The sequence below is a fragment of the Pseudomonas sp. GW821-FHT11D10 genome, assembly GCF_058808435.1.
Genome location: NZ_JBXARR010000002.1, coordinates 382,158 through 394,453, shown reverse-complemented (window position 1 = coordinate 394,453; position 12,296 = coordinate 382,158). Strand labels below are relative to the sequence as shown.

Annotated in this window: 11 protein-coding genes; 6 read left to right on the top strand and 5 right to left on the bottom strand. The window is 61.6% G+C overall.

The features are described 5' to 3' along the window. Positions 1–64 precede the first annotated feature (64 nt). The 5 genes from ppx to AC1RT4_RS08190 all read right to left on the bottom strand — a co-directional run bounded on the left by ppx (position 65) and on the right by AC1RT4_RS08190 (position 4,687). On the bottom strand, positions 65–1,567 hold the full coding sequence (gene ppx / locus AC1RT4_RS08210; RefSeq protein ID WP_493084885.1) for an exopolyphosphatase: 1,503 nt from the start codon (positions 1,565–1,567) through the stop codon (positions 65–67). A gap of 261 nt (positions 1,568–1,828) precedes the next feature. Further along, a complete protein-coding gene (locus AC1RT4_RS08205; RefSeq protein ID WP_064600296.1) occupies positions 1,829–2,566 on the bottom strand; it encodes an amino acid ABC transporter ATP-binding protein in 738 nt (245 codons plus the stop codon). Then, entirely contained in the window at positions 2,553–3,203 is a 651-nt protein-coding gene (locus AC1RT4_RS08200; RefSeq protein WP_085606037.1) for an amino acid ABC transporter permease, read from the bottom strand. Before AC1RT4_RS08200 ends, AC1RT4_RS08205 begins: the two co-directional genes overlap by 14 nt. Beyond that, entirely contained in the window at positions 3,200–3,880 is a 681-nt protein-coding gene (locus tag AC1RT4_RS08195) for an amino acid ABC transporter permease (protein ID WP_493084882.1), read from the bottom strand. Before AC1RT4_RS08195 ends, AC1RT4_RS08200 begins: the two co-directional genes overlap by 4 nt. 21 nt (positions 3,881–3,901) lie before the next feature. Continuing rightward, positions 3,902–4,687, bottom strand: a complete 786-nt coding sequence (locus AC1RT4_RS08190) for a transporter substrate-binding domain-containing protein (protein ID WP_493084880.1) — start codon at positions 4,685–4,687, stop codon at positions 3,902–3,904. Positions 4,688–4,943: 256 nt separating this feature from the next. Here AC1RT4_RS08190 and AC1RT4_RS08185 point away from each other — a divergent pair, with 256 nt between their 5' ends. From AC1RT4_RS08185 to AC1RT4_RS08160, 6 genes are all read left to right on the top strand, one after another. Beyond that, on the top strand, positions 4,944–5,651 hold the full coding sequence (locus AC1RT4_RS08185) for a FadR/GntR family transcriptional regulator (protein ID WP_007951828.1): 708 nt from the start codon (positions 4,944–4,946) through the stop codon (positions 5,649–5,651). A gap of 120 nt (positions 5,652–5,771) precedes the next feature. After that, on the top strand, positions 5,772–6,101 hold the full coding sequence (gene trxA, locus AC1RT4_RS08180; RefSeq protein WP_003206727.1) for a thioredoxin TrxA: 330 nt from the start codon (positions 5,772–5,774) through the stop codon (positions 6,099–6,101). 249 nt (positions 6,102–6,350) lie between these two features. Continuing rightward, positions 6,351–7,610 (top strand): transcription termination factor Rho, encoded by a 1,260-nt coding sequence (rho, locus tag AC1RT4_RS08175; RefSeq protein WP_007951825.1) that lies wholly within the window; start codon positions 6,351–6,353, stop codon positions 7,608–7,610. A gap of 171 nt (positions 7,611–7,781) precedes the next feature. Continuing rightward, positions 7,782–9,779: an acyltransferase family protein gene (locus tag AC1RT4_RS08170; RefSeq protein ID WP_493084877.1), complete on the top strand. Its 1,998-nt coding sequence runs from the start codon at positions 7,782–7,784 to the stop codon at positions 9,777–9,779. 69 nt (positions 9,780–9,848) lie between these two features. Beyond that, positions 9,849–11,315 (top strand): 4-hydroxy-3-polyprenylbenzoate decarboxylase, encoded by a 1,467-nt coding sequence (gene ubiD / locus AC1RT4_RS08165; RefSeq protein WP_007951823.1) that lies wholly within the window; start codon positions 9,849–9,851, stop codon positions 11,313–11,315. After that, positions 11,315–12,283: a CDP-6-deoxy-delta-3,4-glucoseen reductase gene (locus AC1RT4_RS08160; RefSeq protein WP_493084875.1), complete on the top strand. Its 969-nt coding sequence runs from the start codon at positions 11,315–11,317 to the stop codon at positions 12,281–12,283. Before ubiD ends, AC1RT4_RS08160 begins: the two co-directional genes overlap by 1 nt. Positions 12,284–12,296 lie beyond the last annotated feature (13 nt).

Here is a 12,296-nt window from a genome sequence, read left to right as displayed (position 1 = left end):
GCAGGTTTCAAAGCCATAAAAAAGGCGATCCATCCGGATCGCCTTTTTTGTGCCTGCCCGTTACTCAATGCACGGTCAGAACAATCCCCACCCGCGTCAGCCACTCCGCCTCAAGCCCGAAATCCGCCTGAGTCAGCTGGTTTTCATCCAGCCAGTTCTCCGGGAATTCCACGTCGAGGTTGTTGCCGTTGGCATGCAGTGCCACTTGCGGCATCGCCTGGGTGCCACGGATGTGGTGGAACAGGATGGCGAAACGCAGCAGCACGCACAGGCGGATCAGCTTGTCGCCCTCGTCGCCGAACTCGGCGAACTTGTCCTTGGGGATGTTGCGGCGGTGACCGCGCACCAGCAGGGCGAGCATTTGCTGGTCTTCGCGGGAGAAGCCGGCGAGGTCCGAGTGCTCGATCAGGTAAGCGCCGTGCTTGTGGTAGTGGTAGTGAGCGATGTCGAGCCCGACTTCGTGCACTTTCGCCGCCCAGCCCAGCAGTTCGCGCCAGATGCCGTCGTCCAGCTCCCAGTCCACGGCCACTTGATCGAAGGCGTGCAAGGCTTTGCGCTCGACCCGTGCGGCCTGTTCCAGGTCGACGTGGTAGCGCTCCATCAGCGAGGTCAGGGTGCGTTCGCGCACGTCTTCGTGGTGATGGCGGCCGAGCAGGTCATACAACACGCCTTCACGCAGCGCGCCTTCGCAGTGATCCATGCGTTGCAGTTCTAGGGCGTCGAAGATCGCTTCGAGAATCGCCAGACCTGCCGGGAAGATCGCCCGGCGATCCGGTTTGATGCCTTCGAAATCGATCTTGTCGACATCACCGAGTTTGAACAGGCGGCGCTTGAGCCACGCCAGACCTTCTGCGTTCACTTCGCCGGTGCCGTGACCGCCGGCCTTCAGCGCCAGGCCGATAGCGCGGATGGTGCCCGAGGAGCCGATGGCTTCATCCCAGGTCAGGCGGTGCAGGGCGTGTTCGATGCTCATGATTTCCAGCCGCGCCGCTGTGTACGCCTGGGCGTAGCGGGCCGGGGTGATCTTGCCGTCCTTGAAATAGCGCTGGGTGAAACTCACGCAGCCCATTTGCAGGCTTTCTCGCAGCAACGGCTCGAAGCGCTGGCCGATGATGAATTCGGTACTGCCGCCGCCGATGTCGGCGACCAGTCGTTTGCCCGGAGTGTCGGCGAGGGTGTGGGACACGCCGAGGTAGATCAGGCGGGCCTCTTCACGGCCGGAGATGACTTCCACCGGATGGCCGAGGATTTCTTCGGCGCGGCGGATGAATTCGCCACGGTTGCGCGCCTCGCGCAGGGCGTTGGTGCCGACGATCCGCACGGCGCCCAGCGGCATGCCGTTGATCAGTTGGGCAAAGCGCTTGAGGCAGTCGAGCCCGCGCTGCATGGATTCTTCGTTGAGCTGACGCTCATCGTCGATGCCGGCGGCCAGCTGAACCTTTTCACCGAGCCGTTCGAGAATACGGATTTCGCCGTTCTGGGCCTTGGCCACGACCATATGGAAGCTGTTGGAGCCCAGGTCGATCGCGGCGATCAGGGACAGATTCTTGGCTTGGGATTGCGGCATGGTGTGGGGGTCTCGGTCGATAACCCCGACATCGTGCCACGATCAAACGCTGCCGCCAACGCGCATGGTTCAAACCCTTGATCCTGCGCATAAAAGCCAGGGACCGCTGCGCACTCAATGACGCTGATCGTTCCCACGCTCTGCGTGGGAACGCCGCCATGGACGCTCCGCGTCCGCTTTGTGACGCAGAGCGTCACGGGATGCATTCCCACGCAGACGGTTCGACGCCTCGACGTGGGAACGATCGGGTAGCAGGCTGTTTCAGGCTGTCGCTTCGACGGTGCCAATGAAATTCGCCAATTCAGGCGTCTGCGGATCGGCAAACAGCACTTTCGGGTCCCCCACCTCGTGCACCTTGCCCTGATGCATGAACACCAGTTTGTCCCCGACTTCCCGGGCGAAGCGCATTTCGTGGGTGACCATGATCAGCGTCATGCCTTCTTTCGCGAGCTGGCGGACCACGCTGAGCACTTCGTTGACCAGCTCCGGGTCCAGCGCCGAGGTGATCTCGTCGCACAGCAACACCTTCGGCGACATCGCCAGCGCCCGGGCAATCGCCACGCGCTGTTGCTGACCACCCGAGAGGCGTTCCGGGAACGCGTCGAACTTCTCGCCCAGACCGACGCGCTCGAGCATCTGCCGCGCCAGTTCTTGCGCCTTGGCCTTGGGCACTTTCTGCACCACCTGCGGCGCGAGCATCACGTTCTCGCCAACGGTCAGGTGCGGAAACAGATTGAACTGCTGAAACACCATCCCGACTTTCTGCCGCAGGCTGCGCAGATCGGCGCGGGCGGCATCGAGGTATTCGCCGTCGACTTCGATCACGCCGTCGTTGATCGATTCCAGACCGTTGAGGGTGCGCAGCAGAGTGGATTTGCCCGAGCCGCTGCGGCCGATGATCGCCACGACCTGGCCTTCCTCGACGCTGAGGTCGATGCCTTTGAGCACGTGGTGATCGCCGTAGTATTTATGCAGGGCGGAAATTCTAAGCAGAGGCATGCAGTCTCCTTTCCAGGTAGCGCGCACTGAGGGACAGGGGGTAGCAGAGCAGGAAGTAGCCGGCGGCAACGAGGCCGTAGACCATGAACGGTTCGAAGGTGGCGTTGGCGAGCATGCCGCCGGTCTTGGTCAGTTCGGTGAAGCCGATGATCGAGGTCACCGCGGTGCCCTTGACCACTTGCACCGAGAAACCCACGGTCGGCGCCACGGCAATGCGCAGTGCTTGCGGCAGGATCACGTAGCGCAGTTGCTCCAGCGGATTCAGCGCCAGGCTCGACGAAGCCTCCCACTGACCGTTGGGAATCGCCTCGACGCAACCGCGCCAGATCTCCGCCAGATAGGCGCTGGTGAACAGCGTCAGGGCAATCGCCGCCGCCATCCACGGCGAAATCTCCACCCCGGCCAGCGCCACGCCGAAGAACACCAGAAACAGCTGCATCAACAGCGGGGTGCCCTGGAACAGTTCGATCCAGGTGCGGGCGATGCTGCTGGGCAGCGGGTTTTTCGAGATGCGCATGATCAGGATCAGCAGCCCGACGATCCCGCCGCCGATGAACGCCACCAGCGACAGCGCCAGCGTCCATTGCAGGCCGGTCAGCAGGTTGCGCAGGATGTCCCAGAACGTGAAGTCGCTCATTGGCTGCTCCTTGCGCTGCTTTTCGACAGGTAGCGCCGGCCGAGCCAGTTCAGCAACTGACGGATCAGCAGTGCCATGCACAGATAAATGAGGGTGGTCAGGGCATAGGTTTCAAAGGCGCGGAAGTTGCGCGACTGAATGAAGTTGGCGGCAAAGCTCAACTCCTCGGTGGCGATCTGCGAACACACCGCCGAACCGAGCATGACGATGATGATCTGGCTGCTCAGCGCCGGCCAGACCTTGCCAAGCGCCGGCAGCAGCACCACGTGGCGGAACGCTTCGAAGCGGCTCATCGCCAATGCCGCTGCGGCTTCCAGCTGCCCACGCGGAATCGCCTGGATGCCGGCGCGGATGATCTCGGTCGAATACGCACCGAGGTTGATCACCATCGCCAGCACCGCCGCCTGCCACTCGGAAATCTGCACGCCGAGGGACGGCAGGCCGAAGAAGATGAAGAACAGCTGCACCAGAAACGGCGTGTTGCGGATCAACTCCACATAAACGCCGAAGATTGTCGAGAACGGGCGGATCTCCCACGCCCGCACCAACGCCCCGACGATGCCCACGCCAACCCCGAGCAACGCGCCGATGGCCGTCAGCTCAAGGGTGAACAACGCCCCGTGCAGCAGCAGGTCGGTGTTTTCCACCACCGGCAAGAAATCGAACTGATAGGCCATGAAAGTCTCCCGCGACGCCGGTCAGAGGTCGGCCGGCAGCGGCTCTTTGAGCCAGGTCTGCGCGTTCTTTTCCAGTGCGCCGTCAGCCTTGGCGGTGGCCAGGATCTCGTTGACCTTGCCCAGCAGCGCCGGCTCGTTCTTGTTCACGCCGACGTAGACCGGCGAATCCTTGAGCTTCACTTTCAGCGCGGGCACGCGTTTCGGGTTCTTTTCGCTGATTGCGACCATCACCACGTTGCCGCTGGCGATCAGGTCGACCTGGCCTGCGAGGTAGGCGGCGATGGTCGAGTTGTTGTCTTCGAAGCGTTTGATGGTCACGCCTTCAGGGGCGACCTTGGTCAGCTCGATGTCTTCGATGGCGCCGCGAGTGACGCTGATGGTCTTGCCCTTGAGGTCGTCGAGGGTGCTGACCGTTGCGTCCGGCGGGCCGAACACGGCGAGGTAGAACGGCGCGTAGGCACGGGAGAAATCGATGACCTTCTCGCGCTCGGGGTTCTTGCCGAGGCTGGAAATCACCAGGTCGACCTTGCCGGTGGTGAGGAACGGGATGCGGTTGGTGCTGTTGACCGGGGTCAGTTCGAGTTTGACCTTGAGCTGCTCGGCCAGCAGTTTCGCGGTGTCGATATCGAGGCCGCGCGGCTTCATGTCCGGGCCGACCGAACCGAACGGCGGGAAGTCCTGAGGCACCGCGACTTTCAAGGTGCCGCGTTTGACCACGTCATCCAGACCGTCGGCATGGGCGGGGGCCTGGCTCAGCATCAGACCGGCAAACAGGGCGGCGAGGAGGGCGCTGTAACGCTTCGTCATGGACAATCTCCGGATCGGCGGGAAGTGAATTCTGCGATCGGACAGAGCATGGGCCGTGCCAAGACAGCGGTTCGGCCCCGCAAAGCCACGGGTTTAGCGGGTTTGTTCGGTCTTACTGGTCTGAACAGTCAGGTCGGGTTTCGCACTGCGATAGCGCATCGACGCGCACCGTCGAACCCCGCTGGGGCACGACTTGCCTGATGCCTCGAATAGCATTACAACTGGCCGCACCTTGGCCTGGTCCGTCTGGAAAACCATGAACTCGATCTCCCGCGCCGTACCCGAAGTGGCGCTGCAAGCGATCCGCAAACTGATTACCGAGCAGGGCTTCGGCCCCGGCGATGCGCTGCCCTCGCAACGGGATCTGGCGGTTCAGCTGGGCGTCAGTCGCGCGTCATTGCGTGAGGCGTTGTCGTCCTTGAGCGCGCTGGGTGTGGTCAGCATCCAGCCGGGCAAGGGCGTGTTCGTGCAGGCGCCGGTGGAACTGCCGCGCGGTGAGGGCGCACCGGCCTGGCCGTTTGCAGCCCAGGCTTCGCCGCTTGAGATCTTTCAGTTGCGCTACGCGCTGGAAGGGTTCGCGGCCGGATTGGCGGCGGTGACGCTGAGCACGTTTGATCTGGACGAACTGGAAGACAACGTCGCGGCCATGCGCGAGCAACTGCGCGCCGGCGACTTCGAGGCGGCGGCGAAACTGGATTTCGAATTCCACCGGCGGATCCTGCTGGCCAGCGGCAATCAGGCGATGCTGAGCATCCTCACCGCCAGCGCCGACATCTTTCTGGAGAGCCAGAAACTACCGTTCATCCGCGCCGAGCGGGCCATGGAAACCTGGCAGGAACACCGCAAGATCCTCCGCGCCCTGGCCCGCCGGGCTTCCGCTGCCGCGCAGAAAGCCATGCAGGAGCACGTGCGCAACGCGGCCCTGCGCACCGGAATTTCCTTCATCGCCCCCGCCAGCGCGTGACTTGAGCTATACCCAAACTCATCGAGTGCCATAGCAAGACTCAATCATCTGCGGCTTCCTGAACAAGGGAAGGGCGGCTATGATGGGCCACGTTTTTTTGCTTACAACCTGGAGAATTCCATGAGCAGCGATCTGATCAAACACGTTAGCGACGCTAGCTTCGAAGCCGACGTACTCAAGGCCGAAGGCGCTGTCCTGGTCGACTACTGGGCTGAGTGGTGCGGCCCTTGCAAAATGATCGCTCCGGTTCTGGACGAGATTGCAGAGACTTACAAAGGCAAGCTGACCGTTGCCAAACTGAACATCGACGAAAACCAGGAAACCCCTGCCAAGCACGGCGTACGTGGTATTCCGACCCTGATGCTGTTCAAGAACGGCAACGTGGAAGCGACCAAGGTCGGCGCTCTGTCGAAGTCGCAACTGGCTGCTTTCCTCGACGCCAACATCTAAGCGTCGCGGTAAAGATTGTCCTGAAAAAGCCCCGCAAATTGCGGGGCTTTTTGCGTATTCAGGGCTAGACGCTCCGAAACTCAGGTGATACATTCGGCCCCGCACTGGTTTCTCCACTGCCCCCTGCTAGCCGTCGCCGACGCACTCCTTTTCGAATAAGTACGCGATCCTGTCGCCTTCTCTGCGGCGCGGCCTCATTAAGCCAAAAGCTTAATTTCCCCCCTCCATAAATGATTACGTCATTCCTATATGAATCTGACTGAACTCAAGCAAAAGCCGATTACCGAACTGCTCGAATTGGCCGAACAGATGGGCATAGAAAATATGGCCCGTTCGCGCAAGCAGGACGTGATTTTCTCCCTGCTGAAAAAGCACGCTAAAAGCGGTGAGGAAATCTCCGGTGATGGCGTGCTGGAGATTCTCCAGGACGGCTTCGGCTTCCTGCGCTCCGCTGACGCTTCCTACCTCGCCGGTCCTGACGACATCTACGTCTCGCCGAGCCAGATCCGCCGTTTCAACTTGCGCACCGGTGACACCATCGTTGGCAAGATCCGCCCGCCGAAGGAAGGCGAGCGTTATTTCGCCCTGCTCAAGGTCGACACGATCAACTTCGATCGTCCTGAGAACGCGAAGAACAAGATTCTCTTCGAGAACCTGACCCCGCTGTTCCCGAACGTGCGCATGAAGATGGAAGCCGGCAACGGTTCCACCGAAGACCTCACCGGTCGTGTGATCGACCTGTGCGCCCCGATCGGCAAAGGCCAGCGCGGTCTGATCGTTGCACCGCCGAAAGCCGGTAAGACGATCATGCTGCAGAACATCGCAGCGAATATCGCCCGTAACAACCCTGAAGTTCACCTGATCGTGCTGTTGATCGACGAACGTCCGGAAGAAGTGACCGAAATGCAGCGCACCGTGCGCGGCGAAGTGGTTGCCTCGACCTTCGACGAGCCGCCGACCCGTCACGTGCAAGTGGCTGAAATGGTGATCGAGAAGGCCAAGCGCCTGGTCGAACACAAGAAAGACGTGGTGATCCTGCTCGACTCCATCACTCGTCTGGCCCGTGCCTACAACACCGTGATCCCGAGCTCCGGCAAGGTGCTGACCGGTGGTGTCGATGCCCACGCCCTGGAGAAACCGAAGCGTTTCTTCGGCGCCGCGCGCAACATCGAAGAAGGCGGTTCGCTGACCATCATCGCCACCGCGCTGGTTGAAACCGGCTCGAAGATGGACGAAGTGATCTACGAAGAGTTCAAGGGCACCGGCAACATGGAGCTGCCACTGGACCGTCGTATCGCCGAGAAGCGTGTGTTCCCGGCCATCAACATCAACAAGTCCGGTACCCGTCGCGAAGAACTGCTGACCGCCGACGACGAACTGCAGCGTATGTGGATCCTGCGCAAACTGCTGCACCCGATGGACGAAGTGGCTGCCATCGAGTTCCTGGTCGACAAGCTGAAAACGACCAAGACCAACGACGAATTCTTCCTGTCGATGAAGCGCAAGTAACATCGTCGGTTGATTCAGAAAATGGCGTCCCTCAGGGGCGCCATTTTTTTTGCCTGTTTTTTGTCCGGGCAATGGGAGGTTTGCGATCTGGTAAGGTCAGTGAGTTGGCAAAACAAGAAGCAGCGTCCGATGCTGTACAAAAAACAACCATCTGATTGGCATTAAAGATTTATGAGCACACTCGCTTATCGAAGGGATATCGACGGCTTGCGGGCAGTCGCGGTGATTGCCGTGGTGCTGTTCCATTTTGGCGTCCCGGGTTTCACCGGCGGTTTTGTCGGTGTGGACGTATTTTTTGTGATCTCCGGTTACCTCATCACCTCGATCATCTGGAATCAGCGCCAGGCCGGCCGGTTCAGTTTCGTCGAGTTCTGGTCGCGGCGAGCGCGGCGGATCCTGCCGGCGCTGTTTGCGATGATCATCGCAGTGCTGGCGGTGGGCTGGTTCCTGATGGCGCCCAAGGACTACGAAGAACTCGGGCGCTCGGTGCGCTATCAGGTGCTGTTCGTCTCGAACATCCTGTTCATGCGCCAGGACGGCTACTTCGATGTCGCCTCGGACCTCAAACCGCTGCTGCACACCTGGTCGCTGGCAGTGGAGGAACAGTTCTACATCGTCTTCCCGCTGTTGCTGACCCTGATGTCGAGCCGCTTGAAACACTGGCGGCTGGCGCTGTTTGGCGTGCTGCTCGTTTCGTTCGGATTGAGCGTCTGGGCGGTTCAGCACCATCCGGAAAAAGCCTTCTTTCTGTTGCCGATGCGCGCATGGGAGCTGCTGGCCGGGGCGATGCTGGCGATCGCGCCAAAACACGCGTGGCGCCTCAAACCAATGGCGGCGCAACTGTTGAGCCTGTTCGGTATGGGCCTGATTCTGTTGGCGGTGTTCGGATTCGACAAACGCACGCCGTTCCCCGGTGCGGCCGCGTTGCTGCCGGTGCTTGGCGTTGTGCTGCTGATCCTGGCCAACGGTCATCGCCAGACCTGGGTGGGTCAATTGTTGAGCAGTCGGGTCATGGTCGGTCTGGGCCTGATTTCCTATTCCTGGTACTTGTGGCACTGGCCGGTGTTCGTGTTTTCCAGCTACGCCAGCGTCGAGGAACCGGGTGCCTTCGACAGCGCCGGGCTGATCCTGCTGACGCTGGTGCTGGGTTATCTGTCATGGAAATTCGTCGAGACGCCGTTTCGCGAGCGGCGCGTGTTGGCCGGGCGTCGGCAGATTCTTCTGGCCGGTGCCTGCGGCGTACTGGTGCTCGGGCTGGCCGGGCAAAGCCTGCGCTGGACCGATGGCCTGCCGTGGCGGTTGTCCGATCAGGCGCTGCAATATGCGAAGGGCCGTGAATGGCGTCCGGAGCTGATGGCATGCCTGGCCGACGACAAGACTCCTGATGACAAGTTGTTCTGCCATTTCGGTCTGAAAAACCGTGTTTCGCGAGCGCTGGTCTGGGGTGACAGCCATGCCACGGCGCTGATTCCGGTGTTCGACGAGGGGGCGAAAGCCCACGGTGTCAGCGTGATTCTCGCCAGTTCGCCGGGGTGCGTACCGGTCGACGGTCTTGAGCACGACGCCCGCTGCGCGCGATTCAACCAGCGAGTGGTGCAGGCGCTTGAACCGCAAGCGGTCAGCGATGTGGTGCTGGTCGCGCGCTGGAGCCTGTACCTCTATGGCGATGCCAAAGGTGATGTGGCTCACGCATTGAAAGCGCAGAACGGGCACTACGACCGCTCCGTCGCCGAACAGCGCCTGGCTGATGGACTGCGCGCGCGGGTGGCGCAGCTGCGGGCCGGCGGTCATCGGGTCTGGCTGGTGAAAGAGGCGCCATTGCAGGCTTTCAGCCCACCGTACCGCCTGACGCGGCTGGCGATGCTGGATCGTCCGGTGGATGACGTCGGGCTGAATGTCGCCGAACACCACAAGCGCCAGGCGTTCATCAGTCAGCTGTTCGCCGATCTGGCGAAGGATCCGGCGGTACGCGTCGTCGATCCGGCGCCGAAGCTCTGCGATGAAAGCGGTCTGTGCCGTGCCGAGCTCGGTGGGTACTCGCTGTACACCGATGACAATCACCTGTCGGAAGTCGGTGCGCGCTTCGTGGCGCCGATCCTTGAACCGCTGTTTGTCGGCCTGCAGGCCAGGGCAAATCTTGGAAAAGGTCAGGCGAATGCAGCCAAGTAAGCAGTGACGGGCTGCCAGCGACCGGCATAGCAGGTAGGATGTACGCCTATTTTGAGGGTGCCATCGTCAATGAAATTCAAGGATCTTCGGGATTTCGTGCAGCAGCTTGAGCAGCGCGGAGAGTTGAAACGCATCCAGATTCCCGTCTCGCCGGTGCTGGAAATGACCGAGGTGTGCGACCGCACGCTGCGGGCCAAGGGCCCGGCGTTGCTGTTCGAGAAGCCGACCGGTTACGACATCCCGGTGCTCGGCAACCTGTTCGGCACGCCTGAGCGGGTGGCCATGGGCATGGGCGCCGAGTCGGTCAGCGAACTGCGCGAAATCGGCAAGCTGCTGGCGTTCCTCAAGGAACCTGAGCCGCCGAAGGGCTTGAAGGACGCGTGGTCGAAGCTGCCGATTTTCCGCAAGATCATCGCGATGGCGCCGAAAGTCGTCAAAGATGCGCCGTGCCAGGAAGTGGTCATCGAAGGCGACGACGTCGATCTGGCGATGCTGCCGGTGCAGACCTGCTGGCCGGGCGACGTGGCGCCGCTGATCACCTGGGGCCTGACCGTCACCAAAGGTCCGAACAAGGACCGGCAGAACCTCGGCATCTACCGTCAGCAAGTGATCGGCCGCAACAAGGTCATCATGCGTTGGCTCAGCCACCGTGGCGGCGCGCTGGATTTCCGTGAGTGGTGCGAGAAGCATCCGGGCCAGCCGTTTCCGGTGTCCGTGGCCCTTGGCGCGGATCCGGCGACCATTCTCGGCGCGGTCACCCCGGTGCCGGACAGCCTCTCCGAATACGCTTTCGCCGGTCTGCTGCGCGACAGCCGCACGGAGCTGGTGAAGTGCCGCGGCAACGACCTGCAAGTGCCGGCCACTGCCGAAATCATTCTTGAAGGCGTGATCCATCCGGGCGAAATGGCCGATGAAGGCCCGTACGGCGACCACACCGGTTATTACAACGAAGTCGACAGCTTCCCGGTGTTCACCGTCGAGCGCATTACCCACCGGATCAAACCTATCTACCACAGCACCTACACCGGCCGTCCGCCGGATGAGCCGGCGATTCTCGGTGTGGCGCTGAACGAAGTATTCGTGCCGATCCTGCAAAAGCAGTTCCCGGAGATCACCGACTTCTACCTGCCGCCGGAAGGCTGCTCGTACCGCATGGCCGTGGTGACGATGAAGAAGTCGTATCCGGGGCATGCCAAGCGCGTGATGCTGGGTGTCTGGTCGTTTTTGCGACAGTTCATGTACACCAAGTTCGTTATCGTCACCGACGACGACATCAACGCGCGGGACTGGAACGACGTGATCTGGGCCATCACCACGCGCATGGACCCCAAGCGCGACACGGTGATGATCGACAACACGCCGATCGACTACCTCGACTTCGCCTCGCCGGTGTCGGGGCTCGGCTCGAAGATGGGCCTGGACGCCACCCACAAGTGGCCGGGCGAAACCACTCGCGAGTGGGGCCGTGTCATCGTCAAGGATGATGCCGTCACCCAACGGATCGATGCCATCTGGAATCAGTTAGGAATAGATTGATGCGTGTAACCCTGCAGCCCTCCGGAGCGGTGCTCGAGATACAGCCCGGAGAGCGGATTCTCGATGGTGCGCGGCGCCTGGGCTACGAATGCCCGCAAAGCTGCCGCAACGGCAATTGCCACGTGTGTGCGGCGCTGCTGGTGGAAGGCCGGGTCGAACAGGCCGGCAAGGTGCACGACCACGGCGAGTTCTACACTTGCATAGCGGAGCCGCTGGAAGACTGCATCGTGCTGTGGGATGGCGTGCTCGCGCTGGGAGAACTGCCCGTGCGCAGCGTGTCGTGTCAGGTCATCGAATGCCGGGATGTCGGTGGCGATACCTTTCGTGTGCGCCTGCGGGCACCGGCCGGCAAGCCGCCGCGTTATCACGCGGGTCAGTATCTGATGATCGAGCGCGAGAACGGCGAGAAGTCGGCGTTCTCCATGGCCTCGGCGCCCCACGGCGGGCGCGATCTGGAAATCCATGTACTGGCGCGCGAATCCAGTGCGCTGAGCCTGATCGATCAGCTCACGCGCAACCCGATGGTGCGGGTCGAACTGCCGTTCGGCGACACCCATCTGGCGGAACTGCCGGACGGGCCGCTGGTGCTGATCGCCGCCGGCACCGGCATGGGCCAGATCCACAGCCTGATCGAACATTGCCGGGCCAATGGTTTCAAGCATCCGGTGCACTTGTACTGGGGCGTGCGTCGTCCGGAAGATTTCTACGAAATCGAACATTGGGACGAATGGCTGAAGTTGCCCAATCTGTTCCTGCACAAAGTCGTCAGTGATCAGTGCGGCTGGGAAGGGCGCTGTGGAATGTTGCATGAAGCGGTCTGCGAAGATTTCCCCGATCTGAAACCGCTGCACGTCTATGCCAGCGGCTCGCCGGCCATGGTCTACGGCACGCTGGATGCACTGGTCGACGCGGGGATGGATGCCCATCAGATGCGTGCGGATGTGTTCGCTTACGCGCCGCGCTCTTGAGCCTCGCTCCTCA